This is a genomic window from Streptomyces pristinaespiralis (assembly GCF_001278075.1).
In the GTDB taxonomy this organism is placed as follows: Bacteria; Actinomycetota; Actinomycetes; order Streptomycetales; family Streptomycetaceae; genus Streptomyces; species Streptomyces pristinaespiralis.
This window is the reverse complement of the sequence record NZ_CP011340.1, coordinates 1389498-1411280: the sequence shown is the minus strand read 5'-3', so window position 1 is coordinate 1411280 and position 21783 is coordinate 1389498. Positions and strand designations below refer to the sequence as shown.

At 71.5% G+C, this 21783-nt stretch carries 19 protein-coding genes and 1 pseudogene; 14 read left to right on the top strand and 6 right to left on the bottom strand.

From position 1 onward, the window contains the following. The first annotated feature begins 57 nt into the window (after positions 1–57). The 3 genes from SPRI_RS05835 (at position 58) to SPRI_RS05825 (ending at position 2852) form a co-directional block, all read left to right on the top strand. Positions 58–978, top strand: a complete 921-nt coding sequence (locus tag SPRI_RS05835; protein WP_005309273.1) for a dihydrodipicolinate synthase family protein — start codon at positions 58–60, stop codon at positions 976–978. Positions 979–1010: 32 nt separating this feature from the next. Next, entirely contained in the window at positions 1011–2015 is a 1005-nt protein-coding gene (locus SPRI_RS05830; protein ID WP_005309272.1) for a proline racemase family protein, read from the top strand. Between the two features lie 111 nt (positions 2016–2126). Further along, on the top strand, positions 2127–2852 hold the full coding sequence (locus SPRI_RS05825; protein ID WP_037775982.1) for a GntR family transcriptional regulator: 726 nt from the start codon (positions 2127–2129) through the stop codon (positions 2850–2852). A gap of 251 nt (positions 2853–3103) precedes the next feature. Here SPRI_RS05825 and SPRI_RS05820 read toward each other — a convergent pair whose 3' ends face one another. Then, a complete protein-coding gene (locus SPRI_RS05820) occupies positions 3104–3979 on the bottom strand; it encodes a sigma-70 family RNA polymerase sigma factor (RefSeq protein WP_005309270.1) in 876 nt (291 codons plus the stop codon). 85 nt (positions 3980–4064) lie between these two features. Here SPRI_RS05820 and SPRI_RS05815 point away from each other — a divergent pair, with 85 nt between their 5' ends. Together SPRI_RS05815 and SPRI_RS05810 are read left to right on the top strand one after the other, a co-directional pair. After that, on the top strand, positions 4065–4523 hold the full coding sequence (locus tag SPRI_RS05815; protein ID WP_037773251.1) for a carboxymuconolactone decarboxylase family protein: 459 nt from the start codon (positions 4065–4067) through the stop codon (positions 4521–4523). A gap of 222 nt (positions 4524–4745) precedes the next feature. Beyond that, complete coding sequence (locus SPRI_RS05810; protein ID WP_005309268.1) at positions 4746–6767, top strand: glycoside hydrolase family 5 protein; 2022 nt, start codon at positions 4746–4748, stop codon at positions 6765–6767. Positions 6768–6834: 67 nt separating this feature from the next. On the opposite strand, the gene SPRI_RS05805 is transcribed toward SPRI_RS05810, so the two are convergent. After that, entirely contained in the window at positions 6835–7098 is a 264-nt protein-coding gene (locus tag SPRI_RS05805; protein ID WP_053556740.1) for a GlsB/YeaQ/YmgE family stress response membrane protein, read from the bottom strand. 149 nt (positions 7099–7247) lie between these two features. Here SPRI_RS05805 and SPRI_RS05800 point away from each other — a divergent pair, with 149 nt between their 5' ends. Together SPRI_RS05800 and SPRI_RS05795 are read left to right on the top strand one after the other, a co-directional pair. Then, on the top strand, positions 7248–9137 hold the full coding sequence (locus SPRI_RS05800; protein WP_005309266.1) for a cellulase family glycosylhydrolase: 1890 nt from the start codon (positions 7248–7250) through the stop codon (positions 9135–9137). Positions 9138–9219: 82 nt separating this feature from the next. Continuing rightward, positions 9220–10278, top strand: a complete 1059-nt coding sequence (locus tag SPRI_RS05795; protein ID WP_078951209.1) for a GNAT family N-acetyltransferase — start codon at positions 9220–9222, stop codon at positions 10276–10278. Positions 10279–10591: 313 nt separating this feature from the next. Here the strand turns inward: SPRI_RS05795 and SPRI_RS39180 are convergent, their stop codons facing one another. Then, positions 10592–11692, bottom strand: a complete 1101-nt coding sequence (locus SPRI_RS39180) for a hypothetical protein (protein ID WP_037773249.1) — start codon at positions 11690–11692, stop codon at positions 10592–10594. 298 nt (positions 11693–11990) lie between these two features. Between SPRI_RS39180 and SPRI_RS05785 the strand changes: the two genes are divergently transcribed. Beyond that, the gene (locus tag SPRI_RS05785; RefSeq protein WP_005309263.1) at positions 11991–13871 is read left to right on the top strand and encodes a rhamnogalacturonan lyase; all 1881 of its coding nucleotides are present in this window, start codon (positions 11991–11993) and stop codon (positions 13869–13871) included. Between the two features lie 42 nt (positions 13872–13913). Here the strand turns inward: SPRI_RS05785 and SPRI_RS05780 are convergent, their stop codons facing one another. Next, complete coding sequence (locus SPRI_RS05780) at positions 13914–14726, bottom strand: N-formylglutamate amidohydrolase (protein WP_005309262.1); 813 nt, start codon at positions 14724–14726, stop codon at positions 13914–13916. Positions 14727–14993: 267 nt separating this feature from the next. Here SPRI_RS05780 and SPRI_RS05775 point away from each other — a divergent pair, with 267 nt between their 5' ends. The 3 genes and pseudogenes from SPRI_RS05775 to SPRI_RS39175 all read left to right on the top strand — a co-directional run. Continuing rightward, the gene (locus SPRI_RS05775) at positions 14994–15581 is read left to right on the top strand and encodes a cysteine hydrolase family protein (RefSeq protein WP_037775980.1); all 588 of its coding nucleotides are present in this window, start codon (positions 14994–14996) and stop codon (positions 15579–15581) included. 79 nt (positions 15582–15660) lie between these two features. Further along, entirely contained in the window at positions 15661–16095 is a 435-nt protein-coding gene (locus SPRI_RS05770; RefSeq protein ID WP_005309260.1) for a VOC family protein, read from the top strand. A gap of 29 nt (positions 16096–16124) precedes the next feature. Continuing rightward, positions 16125–16355, top strand: a pseudogene (locus SPRI_RS39175) (DUF6336 family protein); the annotation flags it as partial. Positions 16356–16568: 213 nt separating this feature from the next. Here SPRI_RS39175 and SPRI_RS05760 read toward each other — a convergent pair. Beyond that, a complete protein-coding gene (locus SPRI_RS05760; RefSeq protein ID WP_005309258.1) occupies positions 16569–16871 on the bottom strand; it encodes a hypothetical protein in 303 nt (100 codons plus the stop codon). Positions 16872–16995: 124 nt separating this feature from the next. Between SPRI_RS05760 and SPRI_RS05755 the strand changes: the two genes are divergently transcribed. The 3 genes from SPRI_RS05755 (at position 16996) to SPRI_RS05745 (ending at position 19504) form a co-directional block, all read left to right on the top strand. Beyond that, the gene (locus SPRI_RS05755) at positions 16996–17388 is read left to right on the top strand and encodes a nuclear transport factor 2 family protein (RefSeq protein WP_005309257.1); all 393 of its coding nucleotides are present in this window, start codon (positions 16996–16998) and stop codon (positions 17386–17388) included. 559 nt (positions 17389–17947) lie between these two features. Beyond that, positions 17948–18472 carry a hypothetical protein gene (locus SPRI_RS38440; RefSeq protein ID WP_005309255.1) on the top strand — a complete coding sequence of 175 codons (525 nt, stop codon included), beginning with the start codon at positions 17948–17950 and terminating at the stop codon, positions 18470–18472. Between the two features lie 378 nt (positions 18473–18850). Further along, positions 18851–19504, top strand: a complete 654-nt coding sequence (locus tag SPRI_RS05745; RefSeq protein WP_037773247.1) for a hypothetical protein — start codon at positions 18851–18853, stop codon at positions 19502–19504. 69 nt (positions 19505–19573) lie between these two features. Here SPRI_RS05745 and SPRI_RS05740 read toward each other — a convergent pair whose 3' ends face one another. Further along, positions 19574–21697, bottom strand: coding sequence for an N-6 DNA methylase (locus SPRI_RS05740; protein WP_182327870.1), 2124 nt, complete (start codon positions 21695–21697; stop codon positions 19574–19576). Positions 21698–21783: the final 86 nt, after the last annotated feature.

The following is a 21783-nucleotide window of genomic DNA, read 5'->3' as shown; positions in this document are numbered from 1 at the left end:
CCCGTAGGTCCCGTGCACGGCTCCACGAGATGTCACACCTACAAAAGAGGTTCCCGTATGACCGCCACCCGAGCCACCCCCACCTGGACCGCCGAACGCCCCTGGCGCGGCATCATGGTCGCCACCGCCCTCCCCCTGCGCGACGACCTCTCCGTCGACTTCGACGCCTACGCCGAGCACGTTCGCCGGCTCGTCGACGAGGGCTGCGACGGCGTCGTGCCCAACGGCTCCCTCGGCGAGTACCAGACCCTCACCGACGACGAGCGTGCCCGTGTCGTCCGCACCGCGGTCGAGGCCGCGGGCGACGGCGCGCGCGTGATGCCCGGGGTCGCCGCCTACGGGAGTGCCGAGTCCCGCCGCTGGACGGAACAGGCCGCACAGGAGGGCTGCGGAAGCGTGCTGCTGCTGCCGCCGAACGCCTATCGCGCCGACGAACAGGCGGTGCGTGCCCACTACACGGAGGTCGCCCGCGTGGGGCTGCCCGTGGTGGGCTACAACAACCCCATCGACACCAAGGTCGACCTCACCCCCGCGCTGCTGGCCCGGCTGCACGCCGACGGCAGCATCGTGGCCGTCAAGGAGTTCAGCGGCGATGTGCGCAGGGCCTACGAGATCGGCGAACTCGCCCCGGACCTCGATCTGCTGATCGGCGCGGACGACGTGCTGCTGGAGCTGGCCCTCGCCGGAGCGGTCGGCTGGATCGCCGGCTACCCGAACGCCTTCCCCACCACCTGCGCCGAGCTCTACCACGCCGCCGTCGCCGGGCGGCTCGACCTCGCGGTGCCCCTCTACAAGTCACTGCATCCGCTGCTGCGCTGGGACTCCAGGACCGAGTTCGTGCAGGCCGTCAAGGAATCCATGGACGTCGTCGGCCGTCGCGGCGGTCCGACCCGACCGCCGCGTATGCCGCTGCCCGCCGAGGCGCGGGCCGCAGTGCGCGCGGCGACCGAGAAGGCCGTCGCCGACGGCCACCACTGACCCGCCGATCCGCCTCACAGGAAGGGACTCCCGTGCGGACCCGTCATGTCTTCCACGCCGTCGACTCACACACCGAGGGCATGCCCACGCGCGTGATCACCGGCGGCGTCGGGGTGGTCCCCGGCGCCACGATGGCCGAGCGCAGGCTCCACTTCATCGAGCACCTGGACCATCTGCGCACGCTCCTGATGTACGAGCCGCGCGGCCACGCCTCGATGAGCGGCGCGATACTCCAGCCGCCGACCCGCCCCGACGCCGACTACGGCGTGCTGTACATCGAGGTGTCCGGCCTGCTGCCGATGTGCGGGCACGGCACCATCGGTGTGGCCACCGTCCTCGTCGAGACCGGCATGGTCACGGTCACCGAACCCGTCACCACGGTCCGCCTCGACACCCCCGCCGGCCTCGTCTCCGTCGACGTGCACGTCGAGGACGGCGCGGCCAAGGCGGTCACGCTCACCAACATCCCCGCCTTCAGCGTCGGCCTCGACCGCAAGGTGGACGTGCCGGGGCACGGGACGGTGACGTACGACCTCGCCTTCGGCGGGAACTTCTACGCCTTCGTCGAACTGGACGCGCTGGGGCTGCCGTTCGACCGGTCCCGCAAGGACGACCTGCTCGCGGCCGGACTCGCCGTCATGTCGGCGATCAACGCCTCCCCGGACCGGCCCGTCCACCCGGAGCAGCCCGAGATCGCAGGGGTCAAGCACGTCTATCTCGCCGCACCCGGCTCCGACGCGCACCGCTCACGCCATGCCATGGCCATCCACCCCGGCTGGTTCGACCGCTCACCGTGCGGCACCGGCACCTCGGCGCGGATGGCGCAGCTGCACGCCCGTGGCGCGCTGCCGCTGCACCGCGACTTCGTCAACGAGTCCTTCATCGGTACCGAGTTCACCGGCCGTCTCGTCGCGGAGACGGAGGTCGGCGGGGTACCCGCCGTCGTACCCCGCATCACCGGACGGGCCTGGATCACGGGCACCGCGCAGTACTACCTCGACCCGGACGACCCCTTCCCCGGAGGATTCCTGCTGTAGCGGGGGAGTTGTGCGGGCCGGACGGTCCAGGGACCTGCCAAAACAACGTGACATTGTACGCTGGTGATCCTCTCGGCCACGAGGACACACGGCGAAGGGATCACCACCACCATGGGGCACCTGAAGCAGCGCAACCTCATCACCGCCAGGGAGCGGCTGCGTGACCAGGTCGCCCACGCCCTGCGTGCCGCGCTCATCTCCGGCGAACTGCGTCCCGGTGAGGTGTACTCGGCGCCCGGCCTCGCCGAGGACTTCGGGATCTCCGCGACACCGGTGCGCGAGGCGATGCTCGACCTGGCCCGTGAGGGCCTCGTCGAGCCGGTCCGCAACAAGGGCTTCCGCGTCACCGAGGTCAACGAGCGCGATCTCGACCAGTACGCCGAGATCCGCATACTCATCGAGGTCCCCATGGTCCGCCGGATCACCGGCATCGCCTCCCGCGAGGACCTGGAGGCGCTGCGGCCCGTGGCCGAGGAGATCGTGCGTGCGGCACGCGAGCACGACCTCATCGGCTACCTCGAGGCCGACCGCCGGTTCCACCTCTCCCTCCTGGCGCTCGCCGGCAACGAACGACTCGTCGAGACGGTCGGCGACCTGCGCAAGCGTTCGCGGCTGTACGGACTGACCGCGCTCGACGAGCGCGACCAGCTGATCCCGTCCGCCGAGGAGCACATCGAGCTGCTCGACCTGATGGTGGCGGGTGACGCGAAGGGCGCCGAGAAGTGCATGGCCCGCCACCTCGGACATGTGCGCTCGCTCTGGGCGGAGGGCGCGCTGGAGAAGGAGCGGCAGGCGGCCGTGCGCGGCCCCAAGAGGCAGCTGGACGCGGCCCGCTGAGACGGGCAGGGTCCCGCATGTGAGGTCTTGGCCCCGCTCGGCTCCCCGCGCCGGCCGGTCCATGAGCCTGCCGCGCCCCACCAGAGCGGTGACGCGGTTCCCGTCCGCGCGGCGGGCATCGCACTGCGCCCGGGACCGCCCGGGCAGGCAACCTCCAGGCCGCCGGACCCTGCGCCCGTCGGTGGCCGCGTTCGCCGTCTCGGCGGGATCCGGCGGGGCCACATCGAGGACGAGCGGTCGCCGCAGGGGAGTCACACCGGGTCCGGCAGGTCCATGAGCGCGAGTTGGGCCGGGTCGACCACAGCGGTGATCTCTGTGATGCGGCCGTCGGCCACGGTGAAGGCCAGGAGAGAGAGCGGGGTGCCGTCCTCGCTCCAGGAGATGACGCCCGGGCGGCCGTCGACGGTTGCCGCGTGTCCTCGGGCCGCGCCGCCGGCCACTCGTGCGCGGGTGGCGACTTCGGTGGCTCCGAGCGTGACGAACCGGCCGCTCGGGGTGTGGACGGTGAAGTGCACCTCCGGGTGGAGAACCTCCAGCAGCTGCTCGAACCGACCTTCGCCGGCCGCGGCCAGGAAGGCTCGAACCACCTCGCGCTGTTGTCGTCCGGCGTTCCCCGGCTGCTGGGCCGCTCGCACCTTCCTGCGGGCGCGACTGGCGAGCATCTTGGTCGCGTCGGCGGACCTGCCGAGAATGTCGCCGATCTCCGCGAAGGGCACGGCGAACACGTCGTGCAGCACGAACGCCAGTCGTTCGGCCGGGCCCAGCGAGTCGAGGACCGTGAGAAGCGCGAGGCCGACGGAGTCCCCGAGCGCCACGAGCTCTTCCGGAGCAGGAGCGTCGTCGAGCGTCACAGTGACCTCGGGCAACCGGTCGTCCAAGGAGACTTCCGGGCGCGTCCGGCCCGATCGCAGGACATCGAGACTGAGGCGGCCGACCACGGTGGTCAGCCAGCCGCCGAGGTTGTCGATGGTGCCGGCGTCCTGGCGGGAGAGACGCAGCCACGCCTCCTGGACCACGTCCTCCGCGTCGGCGTGCGATCCGAGCACGCGGTGGGCGACGGCTCTGAGCCGGTCACGATGGCCCTCGAAGGCATCGGCGACCGGGTCCGCGGGGTGGGTGGCGGCCATGGTGTTACCTCCCTGGTAGCTGATCCGTCACAGGGATGACGCGCACAGGCGCCGCGACGTAACCCGATGAAGGAGAGCACTCCCCATGGACAACCGGCTCAAGAACAAGAATACGAACAACCCCGATGTGTGGACCGCGATCCAGCACCTCCACAAGGCGATCGCCGCCGGGGGCGTCGACCCGAAGCTGCTGACGCTGGTCCACCTGCGCGCCAGCCAGATCAACGGCTGCTCGGCGTGCGTCTACGCCGGTGTCGCCGGGGGGAAGAAGGCCGGTGAGACCGACGAGCGGCTGCACAACGTGGCGGCGTGGCGTGAGACGCCGTTCTACACCGAGGCGGAACGCGCGGCACTGGCGCTGGCCGAGGCCGCCACCCGGCTGCAGGACGGCGCGGAGGGCGTCACCGACGAGATCTGGGAAGAGGCCAACGCTCATTTCACCGAGGAGCAGATCGGCGCGATCAACCTGGAGATCGCGCTGACCAACTTCTTCAACCGGATCAACCGGACCATCAAGGAACCGGCCGGCAGGACCTGGGGCTGAGACCGCGGTGGCTCCTGCCCACTGAACGCGCGGTGGTGACCGAGCTCGCCGGGACATCGGGCCGTGGGCCGAGGGATCGGCCCTCTGTTCACCGGGGCCGGGCCCCGCCACTATGGCGGAGCCATGTCAATTCACCCCCCTTGGTCATGGCCCGTGTCCGGCTCCGGTGTACGTCGGCCGGCCGGTCGCGGGACAACGCACGCCGGAAACGGACGGTCGGTCATGGACGGATCCCTCGGCAAGGCGAAGGTGCTGGTCGCGACCGCTCTGGCCGCGCTCCTGGCGAGCACCGCGGCGACGATCCCCGCGGAAGCGACCGCGTCGCCGCGACCACCGGCCGCCGATGCGGCCGTCACCGCAGGGTCCGGGGCGACGCCCGTTCCGTCGCCCGGCCCCGTACCGTCGTCGCCCGCCGGGGTTCCGTCGCCCGGATCCGCCCTGTCGTCCGCCACCGACTGGACCCCGCCACTGAGCACCCGCGGCCGCTACATCGTCGACGCCCACGGCAACCGCTTCAAGCTCAGGTCCGGCAACTGGCACGGCGCGAGCGGCACATGGACCGGAACCGGCGACCGCGAGGCCGCGGCGAACCACCACGCGGGCGAGAAGGCGGACCGTATCCCGCTCGGACTCGACCGGGCCCCCGTCTCCGAGATCGTCGCCGGCTTCCGCGAACTGGGGCTGAACAGCGTCCGCCTGCCCTTCTCCAACGAGATGGTGCACGACCGGCGCGTCGTCGCCGACGCGTCGGTGGCCGCCAACCCGGCCCTGCGCGGTCGCACGCCTCTCCAGGTCTACGACGCGGTCGTCGCCGCCCTCACCGGCGCGGGACTCGCGGTCATACTCAACAACCACACCAACACCACCCGTTGGTGCTGCGGTGTCGACGGCAACGAACGCTGGAACGCGAGCCGCAGCGACGTGGAATGGGAGGCCGACTGGCTGTTCATGGCCCGCCGCTACCGCGACGATCCACGCGTCGTCGGCGCCGACCTCTACAACGAGGTGCGCCGTTCCGTCTGGGACGACCCCAACTGGGGCCTCGGCGACCGCCATGACTGGTTCGCCGCCTCACAGCGCCTCGGTGACCGCATCCTCCAGGAGGCGAATCCGGACCTCCTGATCGTCGTGGAAGGCATCAACTGGACCGGTGTCCCCGTCGACGGCCTTCCGCACGGCCGCCCCACCCTGGAGCCCGTCCAGCGGCTGTCCCACACGCTCGTACGGTCCGGCAAGCTCGTCTACTCCGCCCACTTCTACGACTACACCGGCCCCCACCACACGGGCGCCACCGGGCCGGGAGAGACCTCAGACAACCGTTACCGGGACTTCGGCCGCGACGAACTGTTCGACGTTCTCGACCGGCAGGCCTTCTACGTGGCCGGGCAGGCCGACCGGCACTTCACCGCGCCCGTCTGGATCAGCGAGTTCGGGATCGGCGGCCGGGACGAGCACGGCGAGAAGCCGCGTGCCTGGTTCGAGAACTTCGTCGACCATCTGATCGCCAGGGACGCCGACTTCGCGTACTGGCCGATGGTCGGCTGGCACGAGGACCGTAAGGGCAACGGCTGGGCCCTGCTCCACTGGGACTCCGCAGGACGGCGCATCGGCGTCCTCGACGGCGACGACTGGCGTGCCGGTGCGTGGAGCCGCCTCGTCGCCGCGCAGGGGCGCACGGGACACGTCCCGTCCACGGACCGCTGGTCCATGCTCGGCCCGGACCACGGCGACCACGTTCAGTCGCTGCGGATGCGGGCCGTGGGCGACTGGGACGCGGGCGCCCGCAAGGCCGCCTGTCCCGACGGCCAGCGACTGGCCGGCCTGGCCCACACCGGCAATCGCGGGCTGTGCACCGACACGGCGGCACGTGATCTCTGGGCGGCCGACGGCCCGTACGAGGTGGTGCGCGACGAGCGCCATGTCCGGCCGGGCGGCGACTGGGCGTGGGGCTACACCAAACTCCAGTGCCCCGCAGGTCACTTCCTCACCGGCTACAGCGTCCGCGGCTCGGCCGTCTCCGCCGCCCTGTGCGCCGCGGCCCGGACGCCGCTCGGCACCGACGGCCGGACCGTCTGGTTCGACCGGGGCGACAACCGCCCGCCCGAGGCTCGCGGCGGGGACTTCGCCCACGGCCGGTTCAAGGGCCAGTGCGCGGACGACGAGTACGCGGCGGGTGTCGCGTACACCGGCCGCGTGGGCTCGTCCCGTACACCGGACGCGCTGCTGTGCCAAAAGCTCGGCTGAGCGGGGCGCCGGGGCGCCGGGCCGTGGCGGTATGGGCGCCCAGCAGGGAAATTCCCGGGACTTGAGGTCAGCGCAGCGCCTTCACGCGGCTCAGCGCGGCCACACCCACCGCGGCGAGTGCGATCTGGAACAGCCACTCGACCCAGTCGACGCCGTCGGTGTCGGCGTCGCCGAACGCGGCGGCGAGAGCGGTGCCGAGGAAGGCGGCGGCGATCCCGACCACGATGGTCCACAGGATGCCGATGTGCTGCCGGCCGGGTACCACCAGCCGTCCGAGCACGCCGATCAGGGTGCCGATGAGGATCGCGCTGATGATGCCGGAAATCTCCATGACCGTACCCTTCCTGTTGTTCTGTGTCGTGGATACGGGTGCCCCTCATGGCCCGGGGCACGCCTGTTCCCCTTTGTGGGTGCGTCACGGTCCCGTGCCGAACCCCCGCGCGTTGACAACCTGACGGGCCGTCAGTCACGGTGGGTGTCATGGCGAAGATGCGTGCGCGTCTGCTCGTTCTCCTGGCCGTGGTTCTCGTGAGTTCCTCGCTGACGAGCGTCGCCGGAGCGTCCCGGGCCGGGGCCGCCGACGATCGGCTGCCCGGCGCCCTCTGGTTCGACGAGCGGGCCGCTGCCACCCTGACCGTCGAGGACGGCCGCTTCACCGACGGGCTCGGCCGCGAGGTCGTGCTGCGCGGCTACAACGTCTCGGGCGGGACCAAGCTCGACGAGAACCACGGCCTGCCCTTCGCCTCCGTCGCCGACGCCCAGAAGTCCGCGGCGGCGATGCGCAGGCTCGGCGGCGCCAACACCGCGAGATTCCTGCTCTCATGGGCCTACGCGGAACCGGTCCGGGGCCGCGTCGACGAGCGTTACCTCGCCGCCGTCACCGAACAGCTGCGCGCCTTCCTCAGGGCCGGGATCCGCGTCTACCCGGACTTCCACCAGGACCTCCACTCCCGCCACCTCTTCCACGAGGACAGCTGGTACACCGGCGACGGAGCTCCGGCCTGGGCGGTGGAGCAGGGCAACTACCCGCGTGAATCCTGCGGCGTCTGCCTCTTCTGGGGCCAGAACATCACGCAGAACAAGGCCGTCACCCGGGCGACGTACGACTTCTGGCACAACAGGGGCGGCGTCCAGGACGCCTTCCTCACCACCGCGCGCTCGGTGATGGAGTACCTCGCGGAGCACCTCACCCCCGGCGAGTTCGAGGGTATCGCCGGATTCGACCCGTACAACGAACCGCACGCGGGGACGTACGAACCAGGACAGAGCAGTCGCGCCTGGGAACGGGACGTGCTCTGGCCGTTCTACGAGAAGTTCCGCGCCCGGATGGACGAGGCGGGCTGGCGCGACAAACCCGCCTTCGTCGAACCCAACCTCTTCTGGAACGCCAATCTCGACTTCCAGCGGCAGGAAGGCGGTCTCCTCGACGCCGGCTCCGCCCTCGGCCCCCGCTACGTCTTCAACACCCACTTCTACGACCAGAAGGCCATCTCCGGAGTCTTCATGTGGGGCAAGGCGAAGGACGGACAGTACGCGGGCGACTTCGCCACCGTCCGCGACCGGGCGGCGGACGCGGGTACGGCGGGCATCGTCAGCGAGTTCGGCCACCCGTTGGCCGGGGCGGTCGCCGACAAGGCCCCCGGCGTGCTGAAGGGGATGTACCAGGCCCTCGACTCCCGCCTGCCCGGCGCCACCTGGTGGTCGCGGGCCCAGGACTCGGGCCGGGTTCTCTCCGGGACGCAGTGGCAGTGGGACATCTACAACGGCCGCCACCACGAGCTCATGAACGGCAACCCCGACAAGGTGCTGACCGAGGGCGACGCCTGGAACGACGAGGACCTGTCCGCCGTCCGTCTCGACGACTCGGGCGCCGCCGTGCTCCGCCAGGACGCACGGCTCCTCGACCGCCTCTATCCGAGCGCGACGGCGGGCCGCGTCCTCGGATTCACCTACGAGGACCGCTCCCGCGACGGCGCCACCACGCTCACTTGGAACCCGGTCCCGGCCTCGATGCCACGTGTCGCGGAACTGGTCGGCACCGGCCGGTACGGGGTGCTGCTGTGGCGCCCGGACGGCACGTCCGCCCCGACGGAGCTCCACCTGCCTGCGTCGTTCGACCCGGCCCGCACGACGGTGGTCTCCGACCTGGGAGCGCTGCACGGCCTGCCCTCGTACGAACCCGGCACCCCGGTCGCTGTCGCCCCGGAACCGGGCGGCACGGGCAGCCGCCGCGTCCTGCTCACGGCGCAGGACGACGACGGGCCTGGCCTTCACGTCGCCCTGGTGACGGACGGTGCGACGACACCCTCCGCCGACCTGCTGCGGGCGGCCCGCGCGGAACTGACGCAGTGGGCACAGGACCGGGGCTGAGCCCACGGGCCGGGACGGAGACCGGCCGGCGAGCAGCGTCATCGGTTCGCATACGACCGGCGGCGGTGGGTACTTTGCGCCGATGGATTCGGTACGGGCGAAGGCGGAACGGACAGGTTCGGAACCGGCGGACGAGGTACGGGCGGACGGCGTGCGGGTGGACGGCGTGCGGGTGGACGGCGTACGGGTGGACGGCGTGCGGGTGGAGGGTGAGCAGGCGGACGGTGGACCCGCCCGCCCCCGCCGGGCCGAAGGGGTACGCGTCAGGCTCATGCGGGAGGACGACCTCCCTTCGGCGGAACGCGCCTCGGGGATCACCTTCCTCGAAGGCGACAGAAGCACCCGCAGGGTCGGCGAACCGGAGCCGGAACCCCGCTCCCCGGCCGCCTCCGCGCAATGGATCGACCGCATGCGCCACTTCCTGACCGTGGATCCCGCAGGCTGTTGGGTCGCGGTCGAGGGCGACGAGGAGGAGGTGGTCGGGTTCGCGATCTCGCAGAACCGCGACCGGCTCTGGTACCTCGCCACCTACGGCGTGCTGCCGGGTCGTCAGGGCAGCGGCATCGGCAAGCGGATGATGGACGCGGTCCTGGCCCACGCAGACGGCCGTCAGGGCATCTTCTCCTCCACGGTGCACCCCGCCGCGACCCGCCGGTACCGGACGGCCGGCTTCTCGCTGCACCCGCAGATGCGCATGGTCGGAACGGTCGACCGCGCCACCCTGCCCGCCACCGCGGCCGTCGCCGGGCTCAATGAGGGGCATGAGGGTGACCTGGAGTGGATGGACCGGCTGGACCAGGACCTGCGCGGCGCCGGCCACGGCCCCGATCACCTCCTTCTGCTCGGCACCCTGCGGCTCGTCGTCTCCCGGGCGAACGGCCGCCGGGGCTATGTCTACATCGACGACCGGGGCCGGGCGGTCCTGCTGGCGGCCGCGCAACCGGAGACGGCGCAGCACCTGCTGTGGGAGGCGCTGGCCTCGGCGAAGGGCAGGACTCTCGTCAACTGCGTCACCATCGCCAACGAGTGGGCGGTCGACGTCGGTCTGGCCGCCCGGCTCGACCTCGGCCAGGAGGGATACATCGCGGTCCGCGGCATGGAGCCCCCGGCTCCCTATCTCGCGAGCGGTCATTTCCTCTGACAGGAGCGTCAGGGCGAGCGGGGACTGCGAGCTCGGCGGCGAGGGCGGCGACGGGGGCGACGGCGACGACGGCGGTACGGCGACGCCACGCGACGACGGCGGCGGGGCGAAGGCCGCCGGGCAGGACCGAGGCCGCGGGACGCGCCGTATGCGCCGGGCAGGGCCGAGGCCGCCGGGACGCGCCGTATGCGCCGGGCAGCGGGCGGCCTGCAGGGACGTGCGGACCGCCGGTCGGCAGGGTCGCCGGGGACGCGCCGTACCGCCGGGACGTGCGAGGCCGCCCGTACCGCCGGGACGTCACCCGTCCCGCCGCCTAGCGCAGCGCGACGAACAGCAGCACGGCTGTCGTCAGGGCGGCGGCCGCCCCCGCGGCGACACGCGAGACCCACCGGCGGGACGGGATCCAGGTGACCCGGGGCCGGCTCACGCCCGGGTAGACGTAGTAGACGCGGTCCTGCACGTCCGACAACACCACGCGTGCGAGCGGAAGGTGGCGGATCGAGACCTGCCGGGTCACTTCGCCCTTCCGCTTGCCGACGAGGCTCCGCTCGATCGCGGAACGGTGGTGAGCGGCGAGGTCCGCGGGCAACCTGTCCTTCGGTCCGACCACGGTCTCCCGCCACGTACCGCGGCTCCTCAGCCGGGACCGGACGATCCACGGGGCGCGCGGCGGCGGGGGAGTCACCTCCTCGTTCTCCGGTGCCCGTGTGATCGTCGCGCCCCGCCAGACGGTGAGCCGCCCCTTGCCGGCGCATGTGTCGCAGCGCCACCGTCCCCGTCCCTGGCAGTGCCGGCACGGCACCTTGCCGTCCCCGCCGCAGTCGGTGCACAGCGTCTTGCCCCAGCCCAGACAGCGCGGACACGCCGTGCCGGACGCGTCGCACAGGGCGCAGTCGACCCGCACGCCGGGCTGTTTCACCTTCTGCGGCGCGGCGGGTGTGACGGGGGCCTTGCGTGATCCTCCCCGGCCGCGGCACTTGGTGCAGGACGTGACGGACTTGCAGTCCGTGCACGGCACCTGCGGCTCGCAGTGCAGCCGGCCGGTCCCCTTGCAGTTGGGGCACTGCTGCTTGCCGTTGCTGCAGTCGTGGCACGGCACTTCACGGACCGAACCGTCCAGGACGATGCGCACCGTCTCACGACGGCGCGGATCCTTCGGCGGATCCTGCCGGTAGGCGTCCAGGTCGTCGACGACCGGGCGTCCCGACAGGTCGAACGGCGCGGGGCGGGTCTCCTCGCCCGTCGTCCGCGACTCGATGCAGCGTGTGATCGTGCAGTCGAGGAGCGGCTGGTGCTCGATCCTGGCGCCGCTCGCCAGGCGCCGCAGCTCGTCGTCACCCTCAAGCCCCCGGTGCTCGGCGACGGCGGCGAGCACCTCGTCGTCGGTCAATTCACCGGGCAGTGCGTCGGCCATCGCAGAGTCCCCCTCCACGGAAGCGCCTGGTCACCTGCCGGGCGGCGGCGCCTGTCGTTGCGCAGGACCCAAGTCTGTCGCAGAGCACCGGTGTCCGGAAGGCCGCAACGCCACAGCGCCGAACCGGCGCGCCCGCGACGCCGAGGCGGCGGCGAATGCGGGCGCAGAGACCGGGCGGTGCGCCAACTCCGGACGCACCACCGGGAGTTCACCGCGAGGAGGCGGCAACCTTCCCGAGGTCGGCGGCGACGGAGAGAGGAGCAACGCCGGACTTCCACCGCGGACTTCAGGAGGACACGTGCGAATCGGACTCGACGGCCGCCACAGGCGCCCGAGACATCTGCGCAGGGCCGTGACGGCAGGCCTCGCGGGCGGCCTGGCACTCGGCGGGGTGGCGACGCTGTCGTTCGCCCTCTCGCCCCCGTCCCCTTCCGCTGCTTCGACCGCGAGTGCGACCGGTACGGCCACGGCCGGCGTCACCGTGCAGGCGGAGAACCTGGACCGGGGGCTGGTCAGCGTGCACGACGGGGAGGACAACCTCGTCAGCTGGCGCCTGCTGGCAGGCGACCCCGCCGACGTGGCGTTCAACGTCTACCGTGCCGGAACGAAGGTCAACGACCAGCCCATCACCGGCTCGACGAACTTCCGGCACAGGAACGTGCCCGCCCACGCCGACTACCAGGTGAAGGCCGTCGTCAACGGCCAGGAACAGGGCTTCTCCGCACACGCCGTCCAACTGCGCGCCGGATACCTGGACGTGCCCATCTCCAAACCGGCGGGCGGCTCCGACTACGGCTACGCGGCCAACGACGCCTCCGTCGGTGACCTCGACGGCGACGGCGACCTGGACATCGTCCTCAAATGGGACCCCACCAACTCCAAGGACAATTCCCAGGCCGGCTACACCGGCAACACCGTCGTCGACGGCTACACCCTCGAGGGCACCCGCCTGTGGCGCATCGACCTCGGCCGCAACATCCGGTCGGGCGCCCACTACACGCAGTTCCAGGTATTCGACTACGACGGGGACGGGCGCGCCGAGGTGGCGATGAAGACCGCCGACGGTACCCGCGACGGCAAGGGCACCGTGATCGGCGACTCCGGCGCGGACCACCGCAACAGCGAGGGCCGCATCCTGACCGGTCCGGAGTACCTCACGATGTTCCGGGGGTCGGACGGAGCCGCGGTCTCCACCGTGGACTACGTGCCCGCACGGGGCACCGTGTGCAACTGGGGCGACTGCTACGGAAACCGGGTCGACCGCTTCCTCGCCGGCACGGCGTACCTGAACGGCAGCACACCCTCATTGATCATGGCCCGCGGCTATTACACCCGGTCCGTCATCGCCGCCTGGGACTTCAGGGACGGCCGGCTCACCCGCCGCTGGACCTTCGACACCAACAGCTCCACCAACGTGGGCAAGGGCTACGACGGCCAGGGCAGCCACAGCCTCTCCATCGGCGACGTGGACGGCGACGGCCGGGACGAGATCGTCTACGGTGCGATGGCCGTCGACGACAACGGCAGCGGACTGTGGACCACCCGCACCGGCCACGGCGACGCGCAGCACCTGGCGGACCTGGACCCGGACGACCCGGGCCTGGAGTACTTCAAGGTGTCGGAGTCCACCAGCCAGCCGTCCTCGCTGTACATCGACCCGGCGAACGGCAGCGTCCGCTGGAAGACCGGGACGGGAAGCGACAACGGCCGCGGCGTGGCCGGCGACATCTGGTCGGGCAACGCCGGGGCCGAGATGTGGTCGGCGGCCGACTCCTCCATCCGCGACAAGAACGGCACCACCCGGGGCCGCGAGCCGTCGTCCGTTAACTTCCTCGCCTGGTGGGACGGTGACACGACGCGTGAACTGCTGGACGGCACACGCATCGACAAGTACGGCACCAGCGGCGACACGAGGCTGCTGACCGCGTCCGGTGTGCACTCCAACAACGGCACGAAGTCCACGCCGTCGCTCTCGGGCGACATCCTCGGCGACTGGCGCGAGGAAGTCGTCTGGCCGACCACCGGCGACACCGCCCTGCGGATCTACTCCACGCCCATCGAGACGGACAAGCGGTTCACCACCCTGCTCCAGGACCGCATGTACCGCACGGGCCTGGCCTGGCAGAACACGGCGTACAACCAGCCGCCGCATCCGGGTTACTTCCTCGGGAGGGGGTGACGGCGAATCCCGGGCCGCCCCGCCGGCCCGGGACGGGCGCCCTCAGGCCGACGCCCCCACCGCGTCCACCAGCTCCGCGAGCGCCGCGGCCAGGGCATCGAGCCCTGGTCCGGCGGGGCCGCCGGGCTCGGACATGTAGACGTCGCGGCGTATCTCGATCATCAGCGCGCCGACCCGCCGGTCCTTGCCGTAATGCCTCAGCGGGACGTACGTCCCCGCGAACGGGCTGTCCAGCCCGGTGCCGCCGAAGCCGGAGAACGCCTTCCGCGCCGCGGCCAGCAGCTCCGGCGGCGTGTGGAAGGAGTCCGTGCCGAGGCAGATCGGGGGCCGGGGACCGTCGCCGTGCAGTTCGTACGGGAGGGGCTCGGTCGGATACGAGTGCACGTCGATCACGACTGCACGCCCCACGGCGTCCAGCCGGGCGTCCACGGCCTCGGTCACGGCCCGCGCGTACGGGACGAAGTAGTCCGCGATCAGTCCCGCCGGGTCGAAGGCGGACGGGCGGAGCTGCTCCCGGTGCGTGGTCCGCGTGTACACCGCGCCCATGCCGACGGCGCGCATCTCCTCCCGCTCGTCGGGGAAGCGCTCGGGGTCGACCACCAGACGTGAGAGCCCGTTGACGAAACGCCAGGGCGCGACGGTCGCGGACCCGGCGGCGCCCGCGGCGATCTCGGCGGTGTGGGAGTCGGTGATGTGGTCGAGCTCCAGCCGCAGCGCGTCGTCGTCCAGCACGATGCCGGCGCGCACGTCCTCGGGCACGGCCCGGGCGGAGTGCGGGACGTGCAGGATGACGGGGGAGTCGGCTGCGCCGGGCAGGAGTTGGAAGGAGGGTGCGGGGCTGTCGGTGGCGTTCACGTGGTGTTCCTCGACTGTGGGTGGTTCGAACTCGGGGAGGCAGCGCGCCTCTCCGCCGTGGACCCTCCGGCCGCCGTGACGGCGCGGACGATCTTCACCGACTCTAGCGGCGGGGTACGACAACGGCCCTCGACCCCGGTCGCCGCCCCTCCGGCCAGGGCGCCGCCGCCTCACGAGGGTGTCGGCGAGACGGCCCGCAAGAGAGCCGGCGAGGGCGGGCGCACAATCCGGTGGAGGCGCGTGCCGGCGACGGACATGATGGGCGGCATGACTGATCTCCCCCTGCCCGTAGAGGCCTTGATCGTGGTGGACGTCCAGTCGGCGTTCGTCACCGGCGGCGGAGCCGTCCCCGACGCGGCCCGGCTGGTGGACCGGACGACCGACCTGATAGCCCGGGCGCGGAAGAGCGGGGCGCTCGTCGTCCATCTGCAGAACGACGGGCCGGCCGGGGCGGAGGACGAACCGCACACCCCGGGCTGGGAGCTCCACCACCCCGTGGAGGCCGGACCCAGGGAAATCGTGATCCGCAAACCGCAGGACGACGGCTTCGCACGGACCTCGCTGGGGAGCCTGCTCACCGACGCGGGCGTGAAGTCGCTCGCCGTCTGCGGTGTGATGTCGGAGATGTGTGTCCAGGCGACCGCACGTACGGCGCTCGCGCTCGGCTACCGGGTCGTCCTGCCGCACGACGCCCATGCGACGCAGGACATCCCGGCGGCGCCCGGCATCAGTGAGGCGATCTCGGCCGCCACGGTCTCACGCGTCGCCGAATGGGCCCTCGGGAGCGACGTCGAGGTCACGGCGCACGCGTCGGACGTGCACTTCACTCCCGGGTCGGTGATCGCCTTGTCGTAGGGCGGTGCGAGGATTGCGTGGTGTTCCGGAAGACGACCGGGGCGAGAACGTGGGCAGGTTCCGAGCGGTCGGAGGCGACATGGCCAAGGAATTCCAGGTGACTTACGACTGCGCCGATCCGGGCGCGCAGGCGGCGTTCTGGGCACAGGTGCTGGGCTATCGCGTCCAGCCGCCGCCCGAGGGCTTCGCCGACTGGGCGGCCGCGCTGACGGCGTGGGGCGTGCCGCCCGAGCACCACAACGACCGGTCGGCCATCACGGATCCGGACGGCAAGGGCCCGCGGGTGTACTTCCAGAAGGTCCCGGAGGGAAAGACGGTGAAGAACCGCTTGCACCTGGACGTGCGCGCGGCGCCCGGCCTGACCGGCAGCGAGCGGATGGACGCGCTGGAGGTGGAAGCCACCAGGCTGGAGAGCCTGGGGGCGAAGCGGCTGTACCGGCTCGAGCCCAATGACGAGGACGAGGGGATCATCGCGATGGCCGACCCGGAGGGCAACGAGTTCTGCCTGGACTGAGGCCGAGGCTGCGCCTCAAGGACGTCGTCGTGCGCGTGGCCGCGTACGGGATCGCCGCGATCGTCGTGCTCGCGGGGGCGATGCTGTCCGTCACGGATCGCCACGACCGCGAGACGTTCCTGTCCGTTGTGGCGGGACTGTCCGCCGTCCTTGCCGGTGTCGGCATCGTCGTCGGAGCCTTCTTCCGGGCGGTGTGCGCCGGCGACATCAGGCGCCGGCGCGACCGGCGCACACTCGCCGGCCGGGCGGACGCGGTCACCATCTTGGCGCCCGCGCTCGTGCGGACCGGGGTGCTCACCGTCGTTCTCTTCACGGGCGCGCCCTGGGCCTCTACCACCTCGTCGACGCAGCGGCCTACGGCAGCCGGTCCTGGGGACGCGGATCTTCTCCAGAACCGGCTTGAACGGGGTGCAGTCCGCCCGCTGTCCCGGCATGACGACCAGCGACGGGGACCGGGCAGCGGCCGTCGGCGCTCAGGTGGAGTTTGCTGGTGCACCCGCCCCGCGAGCGGCCCAGGCCCTCACCCCCAGCACCACCTCCACCAGGCGGCCGACCAGGCTGTGCCACGGAGTCTCGTCCTGGCGTACTGCCTGCTCGACCCCCTTTGACGCGGGTGTCGGCGGTGGGTCGGTCCGAGCGCCGGCCGCATGCCGGTGCGCGCCGACGATGGTGGAGCCGACCGAGATTTCCCGGTCGATCTTCCCGGCCGCGTCGGTCGCGGCCTGGACCTGCTGGAGCAGGCGCTCCCACGTCCCGCCGACACGAAGTAGTCGCATGACCGACCGGGCAAGTCCTAGGGGTGTCGGGCGTCCGATCAGGTGGCGGGGCCGGCGAAGCCGGTGTGCCTGAGTGCCTCCGGCCGGAACCCACCTACGTTCGTAGGGATCAAAGGAGACTGCGATGGCCGATCACCCGAACATCGGGGTGTTTCACCGGGCTCTGGAGGCATTTTCGGCGGGCGACATGGAGGCGCTGGCGGAGGTGTTCCACCCGGACGTGGTGTGGCATATCGGCGGCCACGGCCCGCTGACGGGCGACTACGAGGGCCGCGAGGCCGCGTTCGCCATGTTCCAACGGGAATTCGAGCTGACAGGGGGCACCTATCGCCCCCGTCTCCACGATGTGCTCGCCAACGACAAGCACACGGTTGCCCTGCTCCACGTCACGGCCTCACGCGAGGGCAAAGAGCTCGACATGAACGAGACGATCGTCTTCCACATCCGGGACGGCCGGATCACCGAAGCCTGGGGGCTGTGGTCCGACCAACAGGCGTACGACGCGTTCTGGTCATAGCGAGGTTGGTATCGGGGTGGCGGCAGCCTTGCGGGGCGGCGCGCAGCCGCGCCGTGCGGAGGTACCGGCCGACGGCAACCGTGTCGTCGCCGGCCAAGTGCGCCAGGTGCGCGCGGACCTCGCGGGCCTGGATCGTGTAGAGGTGGGCCTCGCCGTGCCGGGCCGTGATCCGGACGTCGAGGCGGTGCGGGCTCGCCGAGGCCTCCGCAAGTTGTCCGGGAGCCCCGGCAGCCCCGGCAGCCCCGGCGGCCGCGATGGCAGCGAGCTCCCTGCGCAGGTCTTCCGGATCGGGCTGATGCCCGAGCCATGTGCGGGGGTGGTGCGCACTGCCAAGTGAAGGTGGGGCCCGGAGACGTGGGCCACGCGGGAACCGGTCAACGTGTCATACACAGCAGCTTGATCAAAGGCTCGGCTGTCCGGGGTCACCATCAAGGCTGAACGGGGGAAGTCCTCGTGAATCGGGTGTGGTGAACGTGAAAGTGATCCGCCCGCTCGACACCCTTCACCGTCGTAAGCGAGTAGCCGCCACGGCCCAGGGCCGCCCACTGTAAGGACGCGAGTGAAGCCAGCCAAGAGAATCATCACCATCTGCGCCGCCGTCGCAGCGGCCACGTTCCTCGGGGGTACTGCCGCTCACGCAGATGGAGACGGAGGGTTGCTCGGACTCGGTCTCCTCAATACCCCCTCCATCACCCTGGCCTGCTTCCCCGCAGGGCAGGTGGGTTCAGGCAACTCCTTCACCGGCAGCCAGAACATCAACTGCAGCCAAAGCGCTCAGGCGACGGCTCCGGAAGGAAGCCGCGGAGGGGGTGTGACAGGAGCCGAGCTGGTATTCGGCAATCTGGTGACGATTCCGCCCGGCGAGAGCAGACAGCTCACAGTGGACTGCCCTGCAGGGCAGATTGCCACAGGCGGAGGTTTCGATGGCGGCCCCGACATCCGCGAGGCCGGATCCATCGGGGTGACGGCTTTCGGAACTCCGTACCCCGTCGCATGGCGCGAGACGCTCGTCAATGAAGGATCGGAGGCTCAGAACGCTTATCCGAACGTAGTCTGCGTCGACTCTGCCGACCCGATCTCCTAGAGGTGGATCAGTCCTGATGACCATGGCTGAAGCCCTGTCCGCTGTTCGTGGTGTGGGCGAGCCGAGCATTCAGGGTGGATTGCTGGAATCGATGAAAGTGCTCCAGAACTGCGAGCGCCGCCGGTAGAACCGCAGGTCTCGCAGTCTGCTCCCCGCGCCCGCGGGGACGGTCCCGTCCCAGAAGCCCGGCGAGGGCCATGCTCCCGGATCGGCGGACGCGTTCCCCGGAGATGGAGTGACGGCCGGGCCCCGGTCAGGAGCGCGGGAGCGGGTGCTCGCGTTGCGGAGGGCGCCGCGGTGGCGGGCGGCATGGGGCGGCCTGATCGGCCAAGTCGGCGGCCGGAGCGCGTTGTCAGTGGGGTGGGCTTGGATGGGCCCATGACTGTTCACGACGTCGCCGCCGCGCTTCCCGCCCCTCCCGACCTGCTGAAGCTGTGCCGGTCGATCGCCACGGCGGAAGCGGTGCTGAACCCGGGTGACTACCGTTGTTACTCCTTCGACGCCGCATGGTCGAGCACGGAAGAGGTCTTCGCCATGCGGAACGGCAGCGGGGACGAGTTCGACATCGTGTTCTCGCCCGCCGGTGTGTACATCCGCGGCTTCGACCACGAGTCGCCGATGAGCCCGTACGCCGAGGACACGGTCTGGCCCGGTGTGCTGGATGACGTTCCGGACGTGTTCCGGGGATGCGTCGATGAGCCCGCCTTCACGGACGACGACATGCCCCAGGTCACGTTCTGTCTTTGGCGTGAGACGGGCGACGACCGTTGGCACGCGGGCCGGATCGATTTCCCGAGCGGCTCTTCCGACCCGGACGGCTCGGGATGGATGTTCGATCTTCCCGTCGACCCGAGCCCCGAGGCCTTCCGGTCGTTCGCCGAGGACTACTACGAGCGGCCCGTCGACCTGGATGCCGTACGCCACATCTACGAGCAGCGGCCGCTGACGCCGGACGTGGTGGCCCGACTGAATCCGGACGCCTCCTTCGAGGTCGTCGTCAAGGAGGCGGAGGCCATGGGTTACCCGGGCTGACGGGCCGGCCGCCGCCGACACCCCGGGGCCGGACGGGCCTCCGGTTCAAGGATGCCCCCAGGGCCGGGCTCAGGGTTCGAGTGCCCCCGCCGTCAGCCCGCCCGCGAGCAGTTCGCCCGCCCGCCGGGCCAGTTCCGCGGCCTCGTCGGCATCCCGGCGCAGGGTTCGGAGGCGGCGGAACGCTTCGCCGTACCGGCGCTGCTCCTCGAGCGGCAGCAAAGGGAGACGCAGGCGTCCCGGCTGGACCTGGACGGTGGTGCTGCCGGTCGACGCACCCGAGAGGTTGTCCTCCCAGTCGAGGAACCCGGCGAGGAACCATGGATCGAGGCGCGAGGGGTCCGGCCGGAGGAGAACGACGAGATGTCCGAGCACCGCACCCTCGTCCGTCTCCTCCGCGACGCGTGTCATGGGACCGGAACCTCCGCGGACCACGCGGATGAGGATGTCGCCCGCCTCGACGACGGGGGAGGAGTCCGACGACAGTTCCTCGAGCGAGGCGGAGGCGGGACCGCCGCGGGCGATGTCCGCCCCCGTGAACACCGGGCGGCCGGCGTGCTCCGCGCGCCAGGCGTCCGCCTCCGGGCCGCCCTTCCCCGGCGGGCCGGCGCGCAGGATCTCCAGCGCGCCGCCGCGCGCCAGGTCGGACACGGCGGCCGTCCGCCACTCGCGTCGCGCGGTTCCGGCTCCGGGCCAAGGGCCCCGCACCGCGGTGTCCGCGAGTGCCGCGGCGCGCCGGCCCAGATCCTTCAGGTGGTCCTGTGCCCGTCGGGCGACCTCTGCCGGGTCGATGTCGGTGCTGGTTGCGCGCACATGCCTGGACGGGGTCACGTCCACGAGTTCGTCGAGGAGTTCGACGACCGGCACGGCGCGGGCGACGCCGGGCTCGTCCGTGAACGACTCGGGCCGGGCCCGGAACGCGTCCCAGTGCCGCAGCACCTTGCCGGACACCTCCTGCCAGTCGAGCGCCTCGCGCTTGCGCCGTGGGCGCGGTGCGTCCGGTGGTGAAGTCTCCTCGCGGGACGAGGCGGTGTCCACGAACAGGACGGACGTGCGGTCGACGGCGCCCTGCTGGGGGCGCTGCAACACCCAGATGTGCAGGCCGATGTGGAGAGGGGCGGCCGCTCCGGCGGGCAGCGCGGCCACGGCCCGGAGGGCTCCGCTGCGGATCAGCTCGCCGCGCACCCGGCGTCCGGAAGGGCGGGCGGCCGTCGCGGGCGGCAGCAGCAGTACGGCATGGCCGCCGGGCGGCAGATGGGCCAACGCGTGCTGCACCCAGGCCAGTTCGGACTCGGCACGGGCAGGCAGGCCGAATGCCCAGCGCGCGTCGTAGGCCAGCTCTTCGTGACCCCAGTCGCGGACACCGTACGGCGGATTGCTGAGGACGGCGTCGGCGGTGAGGTCCGGGAACGCGTCGGCCCGGAGGCTGTCCCCGATCCGTACGCCCACCTCTCCCGCACCGGCCTGGTCCAACCGCAGCCGAACGGCTGCGCGTCGGGCCTGTACCGGGACGGAGTCCTGCCCGTAGAGCCCCTTCGCACCGTGGCGGGCGGCTGCCGCGAGCAGCGAACCGCTGCCGCACGCCGGATCGAGAACGACGGAGGGGGGAGGGGAGGAAGGGAGGAGCCGGGCCATCAGGTCCGAGAGCGGCTCGGGCGTGAGGTAGGTGCCGCTGGCGGCGCTGTCCTCCAGTTCGCGTTCGGCCAGGACGTCGAGGGCCGCTGTGGCGCCTTCCTCGTCGACGCAGCGCAGCAGTGCGCGGAGTGCGCCGGTGTCGTCGGCGCCGTACCGGATCTCGTCGCTGCCCGGCACCGAGTCGGCGATGTCCGCGACGGCGGCGCCGGCCCCGGCGACGAGTTCGGCGTCGGGCAGGTCCCGCAGGGCAGTCGCGCCCTTCGCCGGGCGGGCGACGGCCAGGACGAGCGGCAGCAGCCGTGCGGCGACGCCGCTGCCGGCGGGATGAAGACGCAGCCGTGTGCGCAGTTCCTCCGCGGGGGTGGCGGCGGAAGTCTGTCCGCGGGACTCCAGCCAGGCGCGAACGGCCTCGAGGTCGTACAGCGGGCTGGACTCGGTGCCACCGGACGGGGTGGGGAAGTCCTCGTGCCTGCGGCGCCAGTTGCTGACGGTGGCACGCGTGACCCCGGCGATACGGGAGATCTCGGCGGCAGTCACCTGCGCGGAGGGCGGCTGAGGCATGAGGTCCTCGGGGTGTCGGTGGGGGCGGACGTGAGGAGTCTACGGTAGCCCTCCTCTCCATTGTGATTGACGACGCTTTCATTGTC

Excerpts from the sequence above, each read along its gene's own strand:
- SPRI_RS05835 (WP_005309273.1), top strand. The coding sequence starts at position 58 with ATGACCGCCACCCGAGCCACCCCCACCTGGACCGCCGAACGCCCCTGG.
- SPRI_RS05800 (WP_005309266.1), top strand. The coding sequence starts at position 7,248 with ATGGCGAAGATGCGTGCGCGTCTGCTCGTTCTCCTGGCCGTGGTTCTC.
- SPRI_RS05820 (WP_005309270.1), bottom strand. The coding sequence starts at position 3,979 with ATGGCCGCCACCCACCCCGCGGACCCGGTCGCCGATGCCTTCGAGGGC.
- SPRI_RS05775 (WP_037775980.1), top strand. The coding sequence starts at position 14,994 with ATGACTGATCTCCCCCTGCCCGTAGAGGCCTTGATCGTGGTGGACGTC.
- SPRI_RS05740 (WP_182327870.1), bottom strand. The coding sequence starts at position 21,697 with ATGCCTCAGCCGCCCTCCGCGCAGGTGACTGCCGCCGAGATCTCCCGT.
- SPRI_RS05795 (WP_078951209.1), top strand. The coding sequence starts at position 9,220 with ATGGATTCGGTACGGGCGAAGGCGGAACGGACAGGTTCGGAACCGGCG.
- SPRI_RS05805 (WP_053556740.1), bottom strand. The coding sequence starts at position 7,098 with ATGGAGATTTCCGGCATCATCAGCGCGATCCTCATCGGCACCCTGATC.
- SPRI_RS05760 (WP_005309258.1), bottom strand. The coding sequence starts at position 16,871 with ATGCGACTACTTCGTGTCGGCGGGACGTGGGAGCGCCTGCTCCAGCAG.
- SPRI_RS05745 (WP_037773247.1), top strand. The coding sequence starts at position 18,851 with ATGACTGTTCACGACGTCGCCGCCGCGCTTCCCGCCCCTCCCGACCTG.
- SPRI_RS39180 (WP_037773249.1), bottom strand. The coding sequence starts at position 11,692 with ATGGCCGACGCACTGCCCGGTGAATTGACCGACGACGAGGTGCTCGCC.
- SPRI_RS05810 (WP_005309268.1), top strand. The coding sequence starts at position 4,746 with ATGGACGGATCCCTCGGCAAGGCGAAGGTGCTGGTCGCGACCGCTCTG.
- SPRI_RS05815 (WP_037773251.1), top strand. The coding sequence starts at position 4,065 with ATGGACAACCGGCTCAAGAACAAGAATACGAACAACCCCGATGTGTGG.
- SPRI_RS05770 (WP_005309260.1), top strand. The coding sequence starts at position 15,661 with ATGGCCAAGGAATTCCAGGTGACTTACGACTGCGCCGATCCGGGCGCG.
- SPRI_RS05825 (WP_037775982.1), top strand. The coding sequence starts at position 2,127 with ATGGGGCACCTGAAGCAGCGCAACCTCATCACCGCCAGGGAGCGGCTG.
- SPRI_RS05755 (WP_005309257.1), top strand. The coding sequence starts at position 16,996 with ATGGCCGATCACCCGAACATCGGGGTGTTTCACCGGGCTCTGGAGGCA.